Origin of the sequence: Peptoniphilus stercorisuis, assembly GCF_017874395.1 — a bacterium.
Classification (GTDB): domain Bacteria; phylum Bacillota; class Clostridia; order Tissierellales; family Peptoniphilaceae; genus Anaerosphaera; species Anaerosphaera stercorisuis.
Genome location: NZ_JAGGLJ010000002.1, coordinates 108,263 through 129,921, shown reverse-complemented (window position 1 = coordinate 129,921; position 21,659 = coordinate 108,263). Strand labels below are relative to the sequence as shown.

The 21,659-nt window shown below is 24.9% G+C and carries 16 protein-coding genes and 1 pseudogene; 5 read left to right on the top strand and 12 right to left on the bottom strand.

Going from position 1 to position 21,659, the window contains the following annotated elements; translation table 11 throughout:
* Positions 1 to 97: 97 nt before the first annotated feature.
* The 3 genes from dnaK to hrcA are packed head-to-tail and all read right to left on the bottom strand — an operon-like array spanning position 98 to position 3,491.
* Positions 98 to 1,915, bottom strand: coding sequence for a molecular chaperone DnaK (gene dnaK, locus J2Z71_RS01525; protein WP_210060090.1), 1,818 nt, complete (start codon positions 1,913 to 1,915; stop codon positions 98 to 100).
* 21 nt (positions 1,916 to 1,936) lie between these two features.
* Positions 1,937 to 2,452 carry a nucleotide exchange factor GrpE gene (gene grpE, locus J2Z71_RS01520; RefSeq protein ID WP_210060089.1) on the bottom strand — a complete coding sequence of 172 codons (516 nt, stop codon included), beginning with the start codon at positions 2,450 to 2,452 and terminating at the stop codon, positions 1,937 to 1,939.
* Between the two features lie 4 nt (positions 2,453 to 2,456).
* Positions 2,457 to 3,491, bottom strand: coding sequence for a heat-inducible transcriptional repressor HrcA (gene hrcA / locus J2Z71_RS01515; protein WP_210060088.1), 1,035 nt, complete (start codon positions 3,489 to 3,491; stop codon positions 2,457 to 2,459).
* Between the two features lie 304 nt (positions 3,492 to 3,795).
* Here hrcA and lepB (J2Z71_RS01510) point away from each other — a divergent pair, with 304 nt between their 5' ends.
* The 5 genes from lepB (J2Z71_RS01510) (at position 3,796) to rpsT (ending at position 8,241) form a co-directional block, all read left to right on the top strand.
* Complete coding sequence (lepB, locus tag J2Z71_RS01510) at positions 3,796 to 4,329, top strand: signal peptidase I (RefSeq protein WP_210060087.1); 534 nt, start codon at positions 3,796 to 3,798, stop codon at positions 4,327 to 4,329.
* Complete coding sequence (gene lepB, locus J2Z71_RS01505) at positions 4,329 to 4,892, top strand: signal peptidase I (protein WP_210060086.1); 564 nt, start codon at positions 4,329 to 4,331, stop codon at positions 4,890 to 4,892. The genes lepB (J2Z71_RS01510) and lepB (J2Z71_RS01505) overlap by 1 nt, the downstream gene beginning before the upstream one ends.
* Positions 4,882 to 6,693 (top strand): translation elongation factor 4, encoded by a 1,812-nt coding sequence (gene lepA, locus J2Z71_RS01500; RefSeq protein WP_210060085.1) that lies wholly within the window; start codon positions 4,882 to 4,884, stop codon positions 6,691 to 6,693. Before lepB (J2Z71_RS01505) ends, lepA begins: the two co-directional genes overlap by 11 nt.
* A 44-nt stretch (positions 6,694 to 6,737) precedes the next feature.
* The gene (gene hemW, locus J2Z71_RS01495; protein ID WP_210060084.1) at positions 6,738 to 7,904 is read left to right on the top strand and encodes a radical SAM family heme chaperone HemW; all 1,167 of its coding nucleotides are present in this window, start codon (positions 6,738 to 6,740) and stop codon (positions 7,902 to 7,904) included.
* A 73-nt stretch (positions 7,905 to 7,977) separates the two neighbouring features.
* The gene (rpsT, locus tag J2Z71_RS01490; protein WP_210060083.1) at positions 7,978 to 8,241 is read left to right on the top strand and encodes a 30S ribosomal protein S20; all 264 of its coding nucleotides are present in this window, start codon (positions 7,978 to 7,980) and stop codon (positions 8,239 to 8,241) included.
* A gap of 39 nt (positions 8,242 to 8,280) precedes the next feature.
* Here the strand turns inward: rpsT and holA are convergent, their stop codons facing one another.
* The 9 genes and pseudogenes from holA to J2Z71_RS01445 all read right to left on the bottom strand — a co-directional run bounded on the left by holA (position 8,281) and on the right by J2Z71_RS01445 (position 21,545).
* The gene (holA, locus tag J2Z71_RS01485) at positions 8,281 to 9,282 is read right to left on the bottom strand and encodes a DNA polymerase III subunit delta (protein WP_210060082.1); all 1,002 of its coding nucleotides are present in this window, start codon (positions 9,280 to 9,282) and stop codon (positions 8,281 to 8,283) included.
* 7 nt (positions 9,283 to 9,289) lie between these two features.
* On the bottom strand, positions 9,290 to 11,479 hold the full coding sequence (locus tag J2Z71_RS01480; protein WP_210060081.1) for a DNA internalization-related competence protein ComEC/Rec2: 2,190 nt from the start codon (positions 11,477 to 11,479) through the stop codon (positions 9,290 to 9,292).
* A 70-nt stretch (positions 11,480 to 11,549) separates the two neighbouring features.
* The gene (locus tag J2Z71_RS01475; protein ID WP_210060080.1) at positions 11,550 to 12,221 is read right to left on the bottom strand and encodes a class A sortase; all 672 of its coding nucleotides are present in this window, start codon (positions 12,219 to 12,221) and stop codon (positions 11,550 to 11,552) included.
* Between the two features lie 18 nt (positions 12,222 to 12,239).
* Positions 12,240 to 14,480, bottom strand: coding sequence for a Cna B-type domain-containing protein (locus J2Z71_RS01470; protein ID WP_210060079.1), 2,241 nt, complete (start codon positions 14,478 to 14,480; stop codon positions 12,240 to 12,242).
* A 42-nt stretch (positions 14,481 to 14,522) separates the two neighbouring features.
* Positions 14,523 to 14,696: pseudogene (locus J2Z71_RS09075) on the bottom strand (prealbumin-like fold domain-containing protein); the annotation flags it as partial.
* 14 nt (positions 14,697 to 14,710) lie between these two features.
* Positions 14,711 to 15,628, bottom strand: coding sequence for a hypothetical protein (locus J2Z71_RS01460; protein WP_210060078.1), 918 nt, complete (start codon positions 15,626 to 15,628; stop codon positions 14,711 to 14,713).
* A gap of 122 nt (positions 15,629 to 15,750) precedes the next feature.
* Positions 15,751 to 16,014, bottom strand: a complete 264-nt coding sequence (locus J2Z71_RS01455) for a hypothetical protein (RefSeq protein ID WP_210060077.1) — start codon at positions 16,012 to 16,014, stop codon at positions 15,751 to 15,753.
* A 408-nt stretch (positions 16,015 to 16,422) separates the two neighbouring features.
* Positions 16,423 to 18,666, bottom strand: a complete 2,244-nt coding sequence (locus J2Z71_RS01450; RefSeq protein WP_210060076.1) for an AraC family transcriptional regulator — start codon at positions 18,664 to 18,666, stop codon at positions 16,423 to 16,425.
* 530 nt (positions 18,667 to 19,196) lie between these two features.
* Entirely contained in the window at positions 19,197 to 21,545 is a 2,349-nt protein-coding gene (locus J2Z71_RS01445) for an AraC family transcriptional regulator (protein ID WP_210060075.1), read from the bottom strand.
* Positions 21,546 to 21,659: the final 114 nt, after the last annotated feature.

The window sequence follows — 21,659 nt, the reverse complement described above, 5'->3', positions numbered from 1 at the left end:
CATTTTCTAATCTTTAATTTTACATCTTTTAAGCAAAAAAATAAAGCTAAATCAAAGAAAGATTTAGCTTTATTTAGATTTATTCTAGTTTAAAGAATTATTTTTCTTCTTCATCATCATCTACAACTTCATAATCAGCATCAACAACATCTTCTTCAGAAGCTTGTCCTTCTTGATTTGCTTGAGTTTGTTTGTAGATTTCTTCAGAAACTGCATAGAAGCTCTTTGTTAATTCTTCAGTTTTATTTTTAATTTCTTCTAAATCATCTGAATCTTTAACAGATTTTAATTCTTCAATGTTTTTATTTATCTTTTCTTTATCTTCTTCAGATATTTTATCTTTTAATTCTTCTAAAGTAGATTCTGATTGATAAATCATAGCATCAGCATTATTTCTTGCTTCAATTAATTCTTTTTTCTTAGTATCTTCTTGAGCATACATTTCTGCTTCTTTTACTTTTTGATCTATTTCATCATCTGATAAGTTTGTTGATGAAGTAATAGTTATTTTTTGTTCTTTACCAGTTCCTAAATCTTTTGCAGATACATTTACAATACCATTAGCATCTATATCAAAAGTAACTTCGATTTGTGGAACTCCTCTTCTTGCTGGAGCAATACCATCAAGTTGGAATCTTCCAAGAGTTACGTTATCTGCAGCCATTTGTCTTTCACCTTGTAGTACATGAATATCTACAGATGTTTGATTGTCTGTTGCAGTTGTAAATGTTTCTGATTTTTTAGTTGGAATTGTTGTATTTCTTTCAATAAGTCTTGTTGTAACTCCACCCATTGTTTCAATTCCTAAAGAAAGTGGTGTAACATCTAGTAGAAGTAAATCTTTTACATCTCCTGATAAAACTCCACCTTGAATAGCAGCACCAAGTGCAACACATTCATCAGGGTTAATATCTTTTTGTGGTTCTTTTCCAACTAAGTTTTTAATACAAGCTTGTACTGATGGAATTCTTGTAGATCCACCAACTAATAATACTTTATCTATATCATTTGCAGTCATTCCTGCATCTTTTAATGCATCTTTAACAGGTTGTTCTGTAAGTTTTACAAGATCTCCTGTAAGTTCGTCAAATTTAGCTCTTGTAAGGTCCATATTTAAATGAAGTGGTCCTTCAGCTGTTGCAGTAATAAATGGTAAGTTTATATTTGTTGACATTGTTGATGAAAGTTCTTTTTTAGCTTTTTCAGCTGCTTCTTTAAGTCTTTGTAAACTCATTTTGTCAGCTTTTAAATCTACATTATGATCTTTTTTAAATTCATCAGCAATATAATCGATTAATTTATTGTCAAAGTCATCTCCACCAAGTTTGTTATTACCTCTTGTTGAATGAACTTCAAAAACTCCATCAGAAAGTTCTAGAATAGAAACGTCAAATGTTCCTCCACCAAGGTCAAATACCATAACTGTTTGGTCATCGTCTTTGTCTTCACCATAAGCAAGTGCTGCTGCTGTTGGTTCGTTTACAATTCTCTTTACATCAAGTCCTGCAATTTTTCCTGCGTCTTTTGTAGCTTGTCTTTGAGCATCTGTAAAATAAGCTGGAACTGTAATTACAGCTTCTGTAATTTTTTCACCTAAATAACTTTCAGCATCAGATTTTAATTTTTGTAAAATCATTGCAGAAATTTCTTGTGGTGTATAAGTTTTATCATCAATTTTAACTGAAAAATCAGTTCCCATATGTCTTTTAATAGATTGAACAGTTCTATCTGGATTTGTAATAGCTTGACGTTTAGCTGTTTCTCCAACAAGTCTTTCTCCATCTTTTGTAAATGCTACTATTGATGGTGTAGTTCTATTTCCTTCAATATTAGGAATTATTATAGATTCTCCACCTTCCATTACAGCTACTGCTGAGTTTGTAGTTCCTAAATCAATACCAATAATTTTTCCCATAATTTATTCCTCCCTAAGAGATTATTGAGATACTTTAACCATTGCTGGTCTAAGTACTTTTTCACCTAATTTATATCCTTTTTGTAATACATCTATAACAGTATCACTCTCTACATCTTTTGCTTCTTCAACTAAAACAGCATGATGGAAATTCGGATCAAACTTTTCGTTTAATGCCTTTATTTCTTCAACGCCATTTCTTTCAAGTAATCCTTCTATTTGTGCATATATCATTTCAACACCTTCATAGAATTTTCCCTCTTCTTTATTTTCTAAAGCTCTTTCAAAATTATCTACAATTGGAAGCAAATCATTTATAATTTTAGTTGCTCCAAGATTTAAATAATCTTGTTTTTCTTGCTCTGTTCTTCTTTTATAATTTGTAAAATCTGCTTGAAGTCTTAAAAAACTTTCTTGCAGAAGTTCGTATTTTTCATTTTCTTCTTCGATTTCTTCAGTTACTTCCTCAACAATTTGAGCCTCTTCATCTAAATTTTCAGTAACTTCTTCATCTTCTCTTTTCACTTCATCAACCATTTACTCACCCCACCATTTCATCAATTGCATAAGCAAGATTTATACTAAATTCTTTTACAGTTTTTATATGACTTTCATAATCCATTCTAACAGGTCCAATAATTCCAATTTGACCAAACCTATTGTTTTTAGGTCTATATGAAGCTCTAATCATAGAGTTTGTCTTCATTAGTTCATCTCTGTTTTCATTTCCTATTATAACTTCAACCTCAGACGCACTTTCATTGTTTTCTAAATCCTTTAACATTGTAAGTATTGCATCTTTGTCTTCAACAAAAGCCATAAATTCTCTTGCCTTTTCTACATTCCAATACTCTTGATAATTTAATATATTTGTAAGCCCATCATAGTATAGACTAACTTCGCTTATTTTTTGATTAAAGGAACTTGCCCTTTTAATCACTTCTGAAATAAAGTCCTTATAATAAGTCATATCTCCTGTAAGAGTAACTTTAAGTCTACTGATCTCATCAAAATCAATATCCATCATTTCTTTATTTAATGCACGAGAAATCATATTTACATTTTCTTCTGATATTTTATAATCTAAAACTATAATCTCCTTTTCAACAACACCCTTATCTCCTACTATTAATAGAAGAACATTGTATTCATTAAGACTTATTAGTTCTATAAACTTTATTTTAGTATCAGGTTTTTTTGATGAAACTACATAAGAAGTACAACTTGTAATCTCTGCAAGAAGTCTTGCAGTATTTTTAAACAAATCATCTAAACCAGTTACATTTTCAAACAAAAGTTTTTGAAGATCATCATTTATTTCTTTATAAGGTTTCTTTTTACTTTGTATTTTGTCAACATAAAATCTATAAGCTTTGTCAGATGGAATCCTCCCTGCTGATGTGTGAGGTTTATTTAAATATCCTAAATCTTCAAGATCTGCCATTTCATTTCTAATAGTTGCAGAACTTACTCCTAAATCAAAATCCTTAGATATCGTTCTTGATCCAACAGGATTTGGAAGACTAATATAGGAATTTATTATTGCATCTAATATTTCTATCTTTCTTTTTTCCATAACAACCACCCTGTTTGTTAGCACTCTTTAAAATTGAGTGCTAAAGCTTATATATATAATATACATACTTAGTCAAAGATTGTCAATAGAATTTCTAAGAAATTTTTCTATTAAAACTCCTCACTAAATAAGTAAATATTCATTTTTTATCTATATACCCTTTCACACTATTTCAATCAATATTTTTCAAATTTCTTAAAAAATCTAATATTTAAGTCTAAGTTATAAGGATAATAGCTCTAATCATTTAACTTATAGACATTATATGTTAAAATATTCATTAGAAAAATTTAGGAGATGTAATATGAAAGAAAGTTTTAAAACAGAGTTTTATTCACTACTAAAAACTATTTTAATTGCTCTTGTTTTAGCATTTATAATTAAGAATTTCATTTTTACTTTTGCATATGTTAAAGGTATTTCTATGGAACCTACATTATCAGAAAAGGATGTTCTCTTTTCCTTTGTTCCAAAAAAATATCTAAATTTAAATAGATCTGACATTGTAATTGTAAAAAGTCCCATAGAAGAAAACAAAAATTACATTAAAAGAGTTATTGGACTTCCTGGAGATGAAATAAAAATTCAAAATGGATCTGTATATGTTAATGACAAACTATTAGAAGAAAATTACACTTCAAATGATTATACAGAAGCTTTAAATGCTACTTATACTTTACTTGAGGGTAATGAATATTTTATAATGGGAGATAATAGAAATCCTGGAGGCTCTATTGACTCTAGAACCTTTGGACCTATTAAAAAAAGTGCAATTAAATCAGTTGTAACTTTTAGAATTTTACCATTTTCAAAAATTGAAAGATTAGGGGTGAAATAATGGAAAATAAGAATAAAGAAAAAGAAACAAAAGAAAATTTCTTTAGTTTTGTTTCAGTATTTGTAATTGCAATTATTCTTGCTTTTTTCATTAGAAGCTTTATTTTTTCTTCTAACTTAGTAATAGGAGAATCAATGGAGCCAACATTACATGAAAGAAACAGATTAATTTCATTAATATTTCCAAAATATTTTACTGATCCAAAAAGAGGAGATATAGTAATAATAGATGCTCCTGAAGAAAAAGGAAAAGAATATATTAAAAGAGTTATAGGTATTCCTGGTGATAATGTAGAAGTTATTGATGGTCATTTTTATATAAATGGAGATTTATATGATGAAGATTATATAGAAGAGGGAATTTTAACTGAAATATATAATACTGATTTTTGGACACTTCAGGAAAATGAATTTTTTGTTGCAGGAGATAATAGACGTCCTGGAAAATCAATGGACTCTAGATATTTTGGTCCTGTAAATAAAAAAACCATAAGAGGCATTGTAAAACTTAGATTTTGGCCAATTAAAGAAATAGGAATCGTAGGAGGTTTAAATGGCAAATAGACAAGATTATATTAGAAACTTTTCAATAATAGCCCATATAGATCATGGAAAATCAACACTTGCTGATAGATTAATCGAAAAGACAGGTATGCTTACAAAAAGAGAAATGGAATCTCAAGTTCTTGATTCTATGGATCTTGAAAGAGAAAGAGGCATCACCATAAAACTTAAAGCAGTAAGATTAGTTTATAAGGCAAAAGACGGAAATGAATATACATTTAACTTAATAGACACTCCAGGTCATGTGGATTTTAACTATGAAGTTTCACGTTCTCTTGCCGCTTGTGAAGGTGCACTTGTAATAGTCGATGCAACTCAAGGTATTGAAGCACAGACTTTAGGAAATGTATATCTTGCTTTAGATCAAGACTTAGAACTTGTGCCAATTATTAATAAAATTGACCTTCCTAGTGCAAGACCTGATGAAATAAAACAAGAAATAGAAGATGTTATAGGAATAGATACAGAAAATGCACCTTTAATTTCTGCAAAAAAAGGCATTGGAATTGAAGATGTATTAGAAAAAATAGTAAGCGATGTACCAGCTCCATCAGGAGATGAAAAAGCTCCACTTAAAGCACTTATATTTGACTCATTTTATGATACATATAAAGGAGTTATATGCTATGTAAGAGTTAAAGATGGTGAAGTTAAACCTGGTGATGAAATTATAATGATGGCAACTAAAAAGAAATTTGAAGTTGTTGAAGTTGGAGTTGTAACATCATCACATGTGGCACTTGATAAATTATCTGCAGGCGATGTTGGATATATTACAGCAAGTATTAAAAATGTAAAAGAAGCAAATGTTGGTGATACTATTACATCAATAAAATCACCTACAAAAGACCCCTTCCCTGGATATAAAAAAGTAGTACCTATGGTGTATTGTGGTGTTTATCCTGGAGAAGGTGAAGAATACACAGATGTTCGTGAAGCCCTTGAAAAACTACAAGTAAATGACGCAGCACTTGTATTTGAAGCAGAAACATCAGCAGCACTTGGCTTTGGTTTTAGATGTGGATTTTTAGGACTTTTACACATGGAGATTATTCAAGAAAGACTTGAAAGAGAATTTGACCTTGATATTATAACTACTGCTCCATCAGTAATTTATAAAGTTACAAAAAATGATGGCGAAGTAATTGAAATTCAAAATCCAACAAATCTTCCAGACACAACTGAAATAGCATATATGGAAGAGCCAATTGTAAGAGCTGAAATAATGACACCTAAAGAATATGTAGGAACTATAATGGAACTTTGTCAAAATAGACGTGGAACATTTATAGATATGACATACTTAGAAGAAACTAGAGTTATAGTAAAATATGACCTTCCACTAAATGAAGTTATTTATGACTTCTTTGATGCATTAAAATCAAAAACACGTGGATATGCATCTTATGACTATGAACTAATTGGATATCAACAATCAGAACTTGTTAAACTTGATATTCTTATAAATGGAAATATTGTAGATGCCTTTTCTATTATCGTACATGAATCTACTGCTTATAATAAAGGTAGAAGAATTTGTGAAAAACTTACAGATGTAATACCAAGACATCAATTTGCAATTCCAATTCAAGCATCTGTTGGAAATAAAATCATTGCAAGAGAAACTATTAGAGCACTTAGAAAAGACGTTCTTGCAAAATGTTATGGTGGAGATATTTCAAGAAAGAGAAAACTTCTTGAAAAACAAAAAGAAGGTAAAAAACGTATGAGAATGGTTGGAGAAGTTGAAGTTCCACAAGAAGCATTCTTAACTGTTTTAAAATATGATGAGGATAAATAAAAAAGCATGCTTAGTCATGCTTCTTTTTATTAAATGTGATAACTATGAATTTAAACTTATTAAATACAAATAAAAAAGATATTTCAATATATATTCATATTCCCTTTTGTGAATCAAGATGCTACTATTGTGATTTTTACTCTTCCCTTTTAAATGAAGAAGTAGTTGAAAATTATTTTTTAGCACTTAATAAAGAAATTGATTTATATAGTGATTTTCTTAAAGATAAAGAAGTCGTAAGTATATTTATTGGTGGTGGAACACCATCTGCAATTGATTCTAAATATATATTAGACCTATTAAATAAACTCTATAAAGTAATTAATTTATCTCATGATGCAGAAATAACCATAGAGGTAAATCCTAATTCACTAAATGAAGAAAAATTAAAAGACTATTTACTTGCAAAAATAAATAGATTTTCTATGGGTGCTCAAAGTTTTAATAATAATATTTTAAAATCCATTGGCAGAGTTCATAAAAAAGATGATATTCTAAAAGCTATTAATTTATTTAAAAAATATAATATAAAAAACTTTAGCTTTGATCTTATGCTAGCCCTTCCCTACCAAAAATTTAGTGATATAGAAGAATCAATTAAATATATAAAAGAATTAAATCCTTCTCATATATCCTATTATTCTTTAATTATTGAAGAAAATACTTTAATGGAAAAACTATATAGCAATAAATTTGATATTTTTCCTAATGAAGATGAAGATAGAAAAATGTATCACTATATAGTAAAAGAACTTGAAAAACTAAATTATAATCAATATGAAATTTCAAACTTTGCAAAAAAAGATATGTATTCAAAACATAATTTAAGATATTGGCATCTTGATAATTATATTGGTCTAGGAGCTTCATCACATTCAAATATTGATAATATTAGATACTATAATCACAATAATTTTAAAGATTATATAGATAATTTAGAAGATTTAAAACTTCCAATATTAGACTATGAAACTCTTTCTAAAAAAGATAGAATAAATGAATATATGATTATGGGACTTAGAACAAATAGGGGAATAAATATTAAAGATATAAACTTAAGATATAATATTGATGTTGAAAATTATTATAAAAAAGAAATTGAAAAAAACATTAAAAATAATCTACTAATAAATAGTGGTAAAAATCTTTATTTAACTAAAAAGGGCTTTGATCTATCAAATCTCGTAGAGCTTGATTTTATTCAACTTTAAGAATAAACTCTTGCATTGAGGTATAAATAATGATAAAATACTAGAAGTCAATGAAACGTTGGAGGTGAATTACATGGCAAATATTAAATCAGCTATTAAAAGAATAGATGTTGCAAATAAAAATAATGCTCGTAATAAAATGGTTAAAACTGAAGTTAAAACTTCTATCAAAAAATTCGAAGCAGCTTTAAATGCAGGAAATATAGATGAAGCAAGAGAATTACTAAGACTTGTTGACAGTAAACTTAAAAATGCTACAAACAAAAATGTTATGCATAAAAATGCAGCAGCAAGAAAAATGTCAGCTTTAGCTACTAAGCTAAACAAAGCAAGTTAATAAAAGCTTCTACGGAAGTTTTTATTAACTTTTTTTATTTTAACTAGTGAATTTTACAATTAACATTTCAAATAAAATTAAGTCTTCTCCACTAGAAGTCTTAATTTTTTCATCAAATTCTAAAATCATTTTATAAAAATCATATAAAAATTCCAATTTAAAATTCCTTGAAAATCTTTGTATCTTTGAATACTCATACTTTTTAACGCCCATTTCAGACATAATATCAGACTCCCTATAACGAGCAAAAGAAAGAGTTTTATAAATTATCAAAAGCCTAACCTGTCTTGTTAGCATAAATAATATTTTTTGAATTGGCTCATTTAATGAATGTAAATTTCTAAACTCAATTAAAGCTTTTTCCGTATCCCTTTCACACATTGCATCTAAAAACATAAATATATTAGTATCTGTATTTTCTGTCAAAGAAGAATCTATAATCTCTCTTGTAATAGTGTCAGTCTTAGTAAGAGCAATAATTTTATCAATCTCATTTTTTAAATCATATAGTGATATATCAACATTTCTAGATCCATAAGAAGACTTTGATATTAAATAGCTAAGATCTACATTGTAGATTTTTTTATTTTTTCTTGCAATATATCCCTCTACAAATTTATAAATATCTCTTCCCTTTAACTGTGTAAACTCAACATTTCTCTTTCTCTTAGAAAAATACTTATAAAACTTCTTAACCTTATTTAAATTATCATTAGTATCTAAAAATATTATTATTACATAATCTGCCAAATTATCTAAAAAATCATAAAATTCATCAGATACATTTTCAGAAAAAGCCGCAACATCCTTTACAAATATAACTCTTTTTTCATTCATTACTGGAAGAGTTTCACAAGCAGACATTATATCCTTTGCATCTAAATCCTTACCTTCAAAATTCGTCAAATTAAAAATTTCCATACCATTATTTATATATTTTTTTACAATATAATCACAAGCATTATCTATTAATAATTTCTCTATTCCATAAAATAAATAAGCTCCACTTAACTCGTTTTTATATATTTCTTTATAATCCATCTTTCCCTCATTCTCTATTATCCTTAAAAGTTTTTATATAATATTTATCTTTATTAAATACAAATCTTATCTGTCCATTTTTTGAAGTTATAAAAGTATTAATACCCCTATTGTTTAGCCTTTCTAAAAGATCATCTTTAGGGTGATTGTAGGGATTATCTATCCCGCAAGATATAACGGCCTCCTTTGGTGTAATCTCATCTAAAAAAGCCTCTGATGAGCTGTCACTAGCACCATGATGAGCAACCTTTAGTATATTAAATCTTCCCCTGATATTATTATCTACCTTATTAGAAATATCCCCTGTATATAAAATACTATTATTAAAATGATTTAAAGACAAAACCAAAGATCTATCATTTGGATTTTTATAATTAGAAGAATCTAAATGCACTTTAAAAAATGTATTATCATCTAATTTTATTAAATTGTCCTTCTTAAGTAAAATTGTCTTAATACCTTTATTTAGTATTTCTCTTAAAATATAATTATCATCAATATATGAAATATATATTCTATTAAACTTAATATCATCAATTAAATCAAGTACTCCTTCACAATGATCCTCATCAAAATGAGAAATAAAAAGAGCCTCAATTTCCTTTATATTCTGTCCTCTTAAATACTCTCTAGTATAGATTTTCCCAGGTGAATAATTTTCTCCATAATATCCTCCTGTATCAACTAAATAATACTTTCCCCTATAAGAAATTAAAGAAGAATCTCCTTGATCCACATATAAAAAATCAACCTTTAAAGTATTATAATCTACATAATTAAATATTAATAAAAATACAAAACAAAATATCATATAAAACTTTAATAAATCCTTTAAAAGATAAAAATCTCTTAATTTTTCACTATTAAATATAATAAATATTATAACATAATAAATTATTACAAAATAAATATTAAAACTATAAAAACTTAATTTTAAAAAAGAATAATCATTAACTATTTCAATTAAATAAAAAGATAAATTGAGAATTAAATTTAAAAAAGGACTTATTATTATAGCTAAAAAACTAAATATAACAATAACAAAAGATAAAATTATAGCAAGGCTTATTATAGGAATAATAAGTACATTTGAAATAAAACTTAAAATACTAAATTCTTCAAAAAAATATAAATTTAAAGGCAACATTAAAATACTTGCAGAGAATGTAAGTATTAAAGAATCTAATAAAAAATTATCTCTAAAATTACTTTTTATTCTTCCGTAAAATAAATTAATAGATAAAACTGATGTAAATGAAAATAAAAAAGATACTGAATATATTATATTTGGATTTATTAAAATTAATACTATTGCACTTAAACATAATGCATTTAAACTACTATACTTTTTCTTATATAAAAAACTAAAAAATAAAGTAATAGACATAATAAAAGCTCGAAGCCCACCTACTGGAAATCCTAGAAAAAATAAATATATAAATATTAAAATAGATGAAAATACTCTTCTTTTAATCTTTGATTTAATAAAATATTTAAAAAAATAATCTACAAAATAAATTATTATCATAATATGTAATCCTGAAAGCGCAAGTATATGAGATATTCCAATATTTCTAAAATACTCAATATCCTCATCTTCCATATAAAAAGTATCTGCAAGTAAAATAGATTTCATTAAATTACTATTTCTCTTACTTAAATAATAGTCTAAGCTAGAGTTTACTCTACTAATAAATTTTTCTTGAATTTTTCCAGTAAAACTAATATTTTCTGTCTTTTCTATATTTAAAACTTTAAACTTTGATTTAATACCATTACTTAAATAATATTTTTTATAATCTACTCCATAATAGTTCATCTTACTATCAAAGTTTTTGACTCTAGCTTCTAAAGTAATTTCATCTCCTATTTTAAATGATTTATCTGAATATATCTTATACTTATCTCCTAATAAACTATTTTCTTTAATTATATAATTATTATCTTTCTTAGATAAAATAATAAAATTGTCTTTGATTAGTTGATTTTCACTATACTTTTCCATACTTTCAACATTCGTATCTAAAGCAGCAAAAGCTATAATAAAAACAAATAAAAAAATAGTTTTATTCTTTTCACTATAAGATTTAAAAAATAAAAATAAACTACTTAATATAGTAAATAATAAAAAATAAAAATTTATATTAAATCTTCCTAGAAAAACTCCTAAAATAGTCGCTATTAATAGGTAAGCCAAAGTATCACCTCTATTTTAATATATTACATATTACAGATATATACAAGATATATAAATAAAAAAATAGAAGCTAAAAAGCTTCCATTTTTTCTTTATTATATTTTTCTACATTAACTAATTTTCCCTTAACAAAAAGTCTATTACCAGTATTTTTTCCATTTTCATAATGACAACACATTAAAGATATTATAGGAGAATCTTTATACTCCTCTTTATCTTCTACTAAATCAATTCTTGTAGGATCTACTGATTCTTTATCATATACTTCATAAAAATAAATATTTTCTTTGTCAGTTATTTTAATAATATCTTTATTTTCTAATTTTTCTATATTATGAAATAACTCATCTTTTATTCCATAATGTCCTGCCAAAGCATAATTATTTTCTCCCATTATTTGATTTTCTTTCATTGTAGAAACTCCAGCAAGTAATTTATTCTCGCTTATACCATCAAATATTACTAAATTTATATTTGATTTTGGTATTACAATTTGACCTTTAATTGAATTTTTATCTATTTTATCTAAGTCTAAAAAAGTTTTTGTTGGATTTATATGGCCTATCTCACTATAATCAAAAGAACTTTTGCAATTATCTTCTTTAATTTCAGATAGACTTAGTTTATTAAATTCATCTAAAATTTCATCAGTATTTTTATTTACTCTGTTATTCATTATAAATCCACTATTTATCAATAGTATTCCAGATATTAATAAAATTGTAGCTAAAATTCTTCTCATATTATCTCCTACTTATATTTATTTCTTTTTCTTAAATAAAAACATTGCCGCTGCTACTAAAGCTAACCCAAATATAGATACAACTTTCATATCCATTACACCTGTTTTAGGTAGAAGTTTATTTTTTAAATTAGATTTATTAATACTTAATTCGCTCTTTGAATTTTCTTCCGAATTAAAATTCTTAGAAAGTCTTTTATCTAAATCTTCATTATTCTTCTTAAAATTATTAACTTTAAAGTTTTTATCATCTTCTTTTGGATACTCTACTTTTATATTTTTTAAAGGTTCAGTTTCATTTGGTTTATTTGGTTTACTTGGTCTATTTGGTTTATTTGGTTTACTTGGTTTATTTGGTTCATTTGGTTTACTTGGTCTATTTGGTTTACTTGGTCTATTTGGTTTATTTGGTTTACTTGGTCTATTTGGTTTATTTGGTTTACTTGGTTTATTTGGTTCATTTGGTTTATTTGGTTCATTTGGATCATTTGGATCATTTGGTTCGTTTGGTTTATTTGGTTTATTTGGTTCGTTTGGTTTTTCTGGTTTGTTTGGTTTGCCTGGTTCATCTGGATCATCTGGATCATCTGGATCAGTTGGTTCAGGTGGATCAGTTGGCTTTCCTGGATTAATTGGAAAATTTGATAAGTTTATAATCTTAAATCCTTCTTTTGCATCGCCTTCTATAAAAACATTATATCTTCCATCAAGAATTTCCACATTTTCTTCAACAGTATAATAAATTAAATTTCCAAATTCATCATATTTATCTAAATCTGAAAACTGTCCTTTCCAATCTTCATTTTCATTCCAATCTTTCTTTTCCATAGTCATTGTCTTAATTCTTTGTCCATTAGCTAATAAATATACTTCAATTTTATCTAATTTTTTACCCAACCAATGTTTAGTTATATTTATATCTATTTTTTCAGGATTCCATGTATTTATAACTACAAATCCATCTTCTGCATTTCCAGTTACTTTGCTATCATAGTTTGGAATTTTTTCTTCTTCTAATATATATTCTTTTCTTGATCCATTTTTATCAATAAATTCTATATTTTCAAAAGTTCCTTCCCAATTACAATTACAATATTTATTAAGTTTTATTCTTCCTGCAAATTTAGTTTCAGTTTCAATTGGTTTTTTTACTAAATTTCCAAATTCATCTCTTACTGCTTCAAATAATAAAAACTTAGCAGATTCTCCAACTTTTCCTTCCCATATTTTTTTAACATGAACATCTCTAAATCTTACTGAGTTTTCAACTATTATATGGTTTTCAGTACCTTCTTTATTAAAAACTTCAACACTAAATCTTTCTTCATCTAAACCTGGTTCTTCTATTGTATATATATATTCTTCGCCATTCTCATCATATTTTGGTAAATCTTTAAATATATATTTCCATCCTGTATTTTTATTTAAAGTAATAGTATATTCTTTTTCACCATCAATATAATATTCTCCATTTCTATAAAGCTCTAAATTTACATCTCCATCATATTCTTTTTCTAAACCAACCCACACTTTTTCAACTGTAAGATCAATTTTTTCTATATCTTCTGTATTAATAACTGTATAATTATTTACAGAAATTTCTTCAATAGTTGTTGTGTATCCCTTTACAGGAGTTTCCTTTATTGAATATATATTTGAATTACTATCATTTATATTATCTACAACTGGTAAATCTTTAAATTCGTGTTCCCAGTTATTTTTTTCATTTAATTCTACTGTTTTATATTCTTCATTATTTTTTAAAAGAATAATTTCTGCACTTTCCCCAGCTGTACCAATCCACTCTTTTTGAACTTTAACACTTGTTTTTTCTGGTTCTAAAGGTTTTTCACTTTCAACTATATTATTTATTTCATATTCTTTTAATATTTTTTCTTCTGAATTTTTTACTTCTTTAATAGTAGATTTATATTTTACACCTTCAATAACTTTTTCTTCATTATTATTTAATTCTATTTCTTCACCATCTACATTAATAACTTCTGTTATAGAATAATCAATTTTAAATCCTTTACTATCTACAATTGGTAAGTCTTTAAATTCACCTTGCCAGTTATTTTCTTCATTTAATATTAAACTTTCAGTTTTTTTAGCATCACTTGCAGAAAATATATTTAACTTCACTTTAATCTCTTTTAAAGGAGTTCCTTCCCAAGTCTTTTTAACTTTGATTTTTTGATCTTTTACACGATCATTATAGATTTCAAGAACTTTTCCTTCTGTATCATCATTTTTCATTTCAAATTTATATTCTTCATCTGAATCATATATATATCCCTCAGGAGCTGATATTTCTTTTACAATATATTTTCCATTAGGTATATTTTCTATACTTATCCACCCATATTCGTTAGTTGTAAGTTTTATTCTTGTTAATCCATCTTGAATTTCTTTTCCATCTTCTCTTTTAAGTTCAAATGTAACTCCCTCTAAAGATTTACCACTATCTTTTATAAATTTATATATTTTTAATTCATTTTTTTAGAACCAATTATGCCAGCATTTGCTGAAACATTTTTAACACTAAAGTTTTCTTCTTGTATAATTTGTTGACTATTATTTAATATTACTTTATTAGAAAAACTTTCCGCTCTAGGATTTAAAATTTTAGTATTATAATTTATACTAATCTGTGAATGTGCTATTCTATCCCAAGGTATTTCTCCATAAACGCTATCTTCAGTAAAAACTAAAGTACTTCCAGTTTCATTATTAAATTCTGTAAGACCTTCTGTTCCATAATAACTTTTTGAATTTCCAATATGATCTACTCTAGTAATAGCTACACTTTCTTTTATTATTTTATGATTTTCCGGATTTTGAATTTGATCATCTATATCTATATATCCACTATATTCATCACCTACTGAATTAAAAATTAAAAACCATCTAACTTCTTCTAGGTTATCAGTTTGAATATCCCCTGTTTTATAAAAAAATTGACTACTTGTTCCTCCTGAGCTTTCTTTTTCAATATTAATATTTATATATTGTCCACCTGATATTATTGATGTAGTTTGATTTGAATGAGATTCATTTCTTATTTTAGCTGAAAAATCAATAAATCCTGAAACACTTCCTTGTAAAAAAGCTTCTACTTGATTATTAAAGATTATTTTAGCTTCTGATCCTGCTACTTCAAAATGTCCAACTAATATTCCCTTAAAAAATAAACCTTTTTTTTCTCTATAACCATTAACTGTAACACTCTCATTATTTCCAAGGTCTATTTTTATATAATCTCCAGGATTAATTTTTCCATTTTTATCATTATAGTTTACAATTATTTTTATATCCTCTCCACTAGACACTGAATTTTTATCTACAATAATATTAGAAATAGCTTGACTACTAATATCTCTATTCATTCGTGATAAACTATTCATATAACTTAAAAACCCATAATCTATTTTTTCATCTAATATTTCTAAAGTTTTAGATTTATCACTTAATTCTTCAATATCACTTTTGTTTTGTTCAGTATTAGTTTCTTCGTTTTTAGTTTCTTCTAATAAATCTTTTTTTCATTTTCTTCTAAGTCTTTTTCATCTTCTTTAGTATCTATTTCTTCATTTTCTTCTACTTCTTTTGAATCTTCTTCATCTTCTTCAATATCTATTTCTTCATTGTCCAAATAACTTTTCTTATCTCTTGTTATTTCTTTATGAATAATATTATTTTCCTCTAAACTCTTTGCCAGTATATCCATTGGCAAAATAGAGTTAATTAGTATAGAAAACATCAATATTAATGTTAATGTTCTTTTTTTCATAATATCCCCCTTATTCAATTACAAAAATTTTAATTTTAAACGAACTATGCAAGATAAATAAGGTAAGATTTTTTACTCTTTTAGTATATTTAAATTCGACAAAATCTAGATTTAATATTAAATCTAGATTTTTAGACATTTAAGAAGTGATAAGTTCCCAATCCTATCACTTCTTAAATATGTAACTTATATCTTACCTATAAAATTACATCATGCACTACATGAGTATATTTTATAGGATGATCATTGTTTTTTTTATAGCAATTCTTTTTAATTTGATACCTTTTATTTCATCTTTTTAGTAAATTAGTCATACTTAAGCTGTTTTTTGTTAAATAAGTGTCATTTCTCCATAATTTACGGACACTTTATTATTTTTGAGTATAAAAAAAAGAAGGATAGACCTTCTTAAATTTTTGTATATTTTTTTAAAACTACATTAAAAGGTGAATATTTTACTATATCTACATACTCATTACTAATTTCTTTTAAATTTATATCTAGACTAGGAACTGCTACTCTTTTAATATATTCTTTTTCTTTTGATGTTAAATATTTATAATTTTCAAAATGCTTTAGATAATATCCTATTGTTCCTTCTTTATAAGATAATCTTTCTGTAGTTATCTTATATTTTCCTTTTAAACCCTTTATATTTAAATTAATATCTAAATATTTCTCATCTAAATCCTGTATTCCATTTTTTTGTGCAAAATAATAATCTGTAACTGTATCACCATATAATAATATATATAAATCAGCATCATTTATTACTGCAAAACATCCCTGCTCGTCATATATTACTTCTCCCTTTATAGAATCTAATAGAAGACTTATCCAATATACTGGTGTATTAAATCCATTTTCATCTGTGTACCGTGGTAAATATATTCCATCTTTTTGCAATTTATCTGTTAATTTATATTCATATATATATTTTATATCTTTATCATCATTTGCAAATATTGAATCTAATATTAAACTAACTGCAAACAAATCTCTATATAAATAATTTACATCTGATATATCTATATCTAAAAATAAATCTTTTACATAAACTTTATCTACTAGGAAATTAAACTCTTTAGATATTTGTGTCAATCCATTTACACAATGATTTAATTCTTTTTTTATATTAATTAATTCTTTTTTATTTTTAATATTCTCTTTATTAAATCTTAAATATACTACTGTTAAATATACTACTGTTGGAACAAATTTGAATTTTTTACCTTTAAATCTATCTAATATTTTTCCTATTTTAAAAATCTTATCTTCTGATATACGTCCAAGATTATATCCCCACTTATAATTGTGAGTTTCTAATTTATCTTCTAGCATCCTTTGTTGTTTTATTATATATTCCCTGTATCTTTCTAGTTTCTCTTCATCATCTAAATAATCTGTCATAGATCCTATATTTAATAGAAAAGTGAATTTTTTCATATTTGTAATTCCAATTGCATTTGAAATTAAATCATAGAATTTTTTAATCTTAGTTAATCTTTCATATATTAATTCTTCTATATTGTTTTTTGAAAACTTCTCTTCAAATTCAAGACCAATAACAGGCATTATATTATTTTCAATACATTTACTTAGTAAGTTCATAAGCTCGATTTCATCTATTTGTCTATTTAGATCTAAAATTATTAATTCGCCATTTTCATCTACACTAAAAAGAATAATCATTTCATCTATTGCGTAATTTTTTAATAATTCATCTAAGTTTGAAAGATAATTATTTCCTAAACTTTTTAAATTTCTAATTATTCTCCATTGTTTAAAAAACTCACCTTGTTTTTTTGCATTAACATCAATATTATAATTACTTTTAATTCTATTTCCAAAGTTATTTATAAACTGATCATATTTTAAGTTTTGATATTGATTTAATAATTCTACAAAATTAATATTATCATCTAAATAATCAAAGGACTTCACATATTTTTTCCTATATTCTGTAGGTGTCATATTAAAAAACTTCTTATATATCCTAATTAAGGATTTTATAGATTCAAATCCTATTGTGTAAGATATTTGTTCTAATGTATCTTTTGTATTTAAAAGATATGTTGTAGAATAAAAAAGTTTTAACTGCTGTATAAATTCAGAAAAATTAATTCCTGATAATTCATTAAATGTTTTAGATAAATAAGAACTACTTAAATGCATCTCTTCAGCTATATTAATTAAATTTAATTCTCTTGGATTTTCATTTTCAACAAAAGTTTCAAGACTTAACAAACAATCTGATTTTTCATCTATATTTGTAAGTGTACATTCTATACAGATATAATTTTTTATTAATATTAGAAGAATTTGTTGAATTAAACTTAAATTCATATCTCCATTTTCTTTATTTTCTTTATTATTTAATTTTTTATATATATTAATCATATTTTTTAATATATTATCATTGTTTCTTTTATCTTCTGATTTATTTACAAATCTTGATGTATAGTATATTTTTCCAAGACTTTTTAAATATTCACTTGATATTTTAGAAATAAATAATACATTTTCTTCTCTTGAATATATAAATTTATTTTCAAATTGATTTAATATTATTAAATCACCTTTGTTATATATTTTTGTTTCTTCATCTAAATATATTTCAACACTACCTTCTACTACATATATTAATTGCATTTAAGATAATGTGTCATAATATACTCCCTTTGATTTTACTAAATACGTTTCATAGATATCCCCTATATGCTTTCTATCTACTATTATATCAGCATAAAAATTCATACTATCAACTCATTTCTATAATTTTACCAATTAATTATTTTTTATATTATTCTTATTCTAAAAAATAATACAAAAAGAAAAAGTAGATTTCCCCTAAATCTACTTTTTCAACGAATTTCAAGTTATTAAAATTTATGTTGTATTCAAGATATATTTCAATGTAAGCCCTTACACCTTTAATAAATATATAACGAATATCTTCCCCTATAGAACGATGTTCTATCTAAATATATATTGTATTATATTACAATATATAGGAATAATTAATAGCATAATTTTTTAGTTATGTCTTATTATTTTATATCTATTCTTTATTATATTTTTTTTATATTAATTTGGTGATAACTTGTCATTTTTTTTCTAAATCTTGTAATAATTTTCTAAATTATGCGTGTTTCTTTGTAGTGCATGAAAATTAACAACTATTATAACTTTATATACTTTCTTAAAATTAGATTAAATGGTGCATATTCTATTGTTTCTATTGAATTTTGTTCTTTTTCTTCTAATGATATATCTAGGCTTGGGATTGCCACTCTTTTGATATAATCTTTTTCTTCTGATGTTAAGTACTTATAGTTGTCAAAATGTTTTAAAAAATATCCTGCTGTCGCATCTTCGAAAGATAATGTTTCTGTCACTATTTTATATCTTCCTTCCAATTTATCTATCTGTAATTTTATTTTTCTTTTATGTTTTTCTAAGTTCCTAAAGCCATTTTTTTGTGCAAAGGCATAATCAGCTACTATACTTCCATATATCAAAACATATATATCATCTGAATTTTCTGTAATTAGACAACCTGGTTTATTATACACTATATTTCCCTTTAATTTATCGACCATTAAACTTGCCCAATAAACTGGTGTATAAAAATCATTTCTGTCTTTATATGTTGGATAATAATATTTCTTTTCTTGATTTTTATCTTTTACCTTATACTCACTAACATAAATTACATTACTGTCATAGGAAAAAAATGATTCAACCATTAGATTTACTAAAAATAGATCTCTATACAAATAATTGATATCAGATATATCTATTTCTTCAAATAAATTTTTTATATATACTTTTTCAATAGGAAAATTAAATGCTTTACCTATACTTACAAATTCTGCTATTGAATCATCTATATATTCTCTTATATTTTCTAAACCCTTTACTGTTATCATGTCATTTTCATATTTGTCTGCATAGTTTATTGATATAATACTTGGATTTAATCCTACTTCTTCTTTATTTTTTAATTTATTGTAATTTAAAAGGAGTTCTTTTAATTCTAATTCTGTTAAATTTCCTAATTCAAATCCCCATTTATAATCCTTTGTACCTAGTTTTTCTTCTAATATAGATTTTTGAATATTTAATATCTCTACATAATCCTCTAAGTTTCTATTTGCCTTCATAAATTCACCAATTTTATCTATATCAAATATATATGTGAATTTTTTCATATTGGTCATTCCAATAGCATTTGATATTAAATCAAAAAACTTTTTACTTCTTTTAATTTTCGTTTCTACAATACTAGGTGTATTTTTATAGGGTTTTAAATCTTCAAGTCTAAGTGCTATTACTAAATTAATATTATTTTCAATGCATTTAGTCAACAAACTATTTAATTCATATTCTTCTATTTTTCTATTTAAATCTGTTAACAATACTTTATCGTCTTCTAGCATTGTAAATCTTAATATAATTTCTTCAATTGGTATCTTCTCTAAAATTAAATCTAGATTTTTTAAATAATAGTCACCTAAAGTCTTTATATTTCTAATGACTCGCCAATTTCTGTTTAATTTTTCAACTTTTTTAGTTTCTTCTGTATATGAATATTGTGAATAGTCACTTTTGGAATTTTTTTGAACATATTCTTCATAATTTATTTCATCTTTTTTCTCAAATATCTCTATAAAGCTTTTTTCATTTCTTAAATTTTCTTTACTTGAATCCTCTGTAATATTTTTAAAGTTTTTCCTATATTTAGAAGGAGTTGTATCTAAATATTTATTAAATATTCTATTTAATGATTTAGTAGATTCAAATCCTACAATCTCTGCAATATATTCAAAGGTATCTTTTGTATTTAAAACATAAGTTGTTGCATAAAAAAGTTTTAGCTGTTGTATATATTCCGAATAATTTATTCCAGTTAATTGATTAAATACCTTTGATAAATAGGAAATGCTTATATGGATATTACTTGCTATTGCATTTAAGCTATAGTATTCCTTTTGACCTTTTTCATGTAATTTTTGAATTTCTTCTAAATAATTACTTTTTTCAGATATTCCTGTTATTAAACATTTCTGGCAAATAAAGTTCTTTAATAATATTTGAATAATTTGCTGTATTATATTTAACTTTATCTCTTTTTCTTCTTTGATTATACTAGATTTATATAATAATATTAAGTTATTTAATATATTTTCTTTTAACTCTTTTCTATTTATTTGATTAACAAACCTTGATTCATAATATATAGTTCCTAAATTTTTTAAATAACTATTGTATATTGTAGTTATTAATAATAAGTTTTTAGAATTACTGTATATAAATTTATTTTCAAATTGGTTTAATATAATTAAATCATTCTTTTTAAAAATTCGTTTTTCTCCATCAAGTTCTATGCTAATCTCACCTTCTAGCACATAAATAATTTGTAATGATGATAAATTATCATAGTATATTCCACGAACTCTCATTAAATAAATATCAAATATATTTTTATTACCATATTTTTCTATTGTCTTTTGTGCAAAAAAATCCATAGCATCACCATCCTTAAAATTCCCCTTTGCTTCATACCCTAAAGCTTAAAAATTATATCGTATTTAATAATTTTTCTCATTGTGTTAAAATAATAGAGTAAAGTGAGGGATTAC

Excerpts from the sequence above, each read along its gene's own strand:
- J2Z71_RS01445 (WP_210060075.1), bottom strand. The coding sequence starts at position 21,545 with ATGGATTTTTTTGCACAAAAGACAATAGAAAAATATGGTAATAAAAAT.
- J2Z71_RS01460 (WP_210060078.1), bottom strand. The coding sequence starts at position 15,628 with ATGAATAGTTTATCACGAATGAATAGAGATATTAGTAGTCAAGCTATT.
- J2Z71_RS01450 (WP_210060076.1), bottom strand. The coding sequence starts at position 18,666 with ATGCAATTAATATATGTAGTAGAAGGTAGTGTTGAAATATATTTAGAT.
- hrcA (WP_210060088.1), bottom strand. The coding sequence starts at position 3,491 with ATGGAAAAAAGAAAGATAGAAATATTAGATGCAATAATAAATTCCTAT.
- rpsT (WP_210060083.1), top strand. The coding sequence starts at position 7,978 with ATGGCAAATATTAAATCAGCTATTAAAAGAATAGATGTTGCAAATAAA.
- grpE (WP_210060089.1), bottom strand. The coding sequence starts at position 2,452 with ATGGTTGATGAAGTGAAAAGAGAAGATGAAGAAGTTACTGAAAATTTA.
- hemW (WP_210060084.1), top strand. The coding sequence starts at position 6,738 with ATGAATTTAAACTTATTAAATACAAATAAAAAAGATATTTCAATATAT.
- J2Z71_RS01475 (WP_210060080.1), bottom strand. The coding sequence starts at position 12,221 with ATGAGAAGAATTTTAGCTACAATTTTATTAATATCTGGAATACTATTG.
- dnaK (WP_210060090.1), bottom strand. The coding sequence starts at position 1,915 with ATGGGAAAAATTATTGGTATTGATTTAGGAACTACAAACTCAGCAGTA.
- lepB (WP_210060086.1), top strand. The coding sequence starts at position 4,329 with ATGGAAAATAAGAATAAAGAAAAAGAAACAAAAGAAAATTTCTTTAGT.
- J2Z71_RS01455 (WP_210060077.1), bottom strand. The coding sequence starts at position 16,014 with ATGAAAAAAAGAACATTAACATTAATATTGATGTTTTCTATACTAATT.
- lepB (WP_210060087.1), top strand. The coding sequence starts at position 3,796 with ATGAAAGAAAGTTTTAAAACAGAGTTTTATTCACTACTAAAAACTATT.
- holA (WP_210060082.1), bottom strand. The coding sequence starts at position 9,282 with ATGGATTATAAAGAAATATATAAAAACGAGTTAAGTGGAGCTTATTTA.
- lepA (WP_210060085.1), top strand. The coding sequence starts at position 4,882 with ATGGCAAATAGACAAGATTATATTAGAAACTTTTCAATAATAGCCCAT.
- J2Z71_RS01470 (WP_210060079.1), bottom strand. The coding sequence starts at position 14,480 with ATGAAAAATGATGATACAGAAGGAAAAGTTCTTGAAATCTATAATGAT.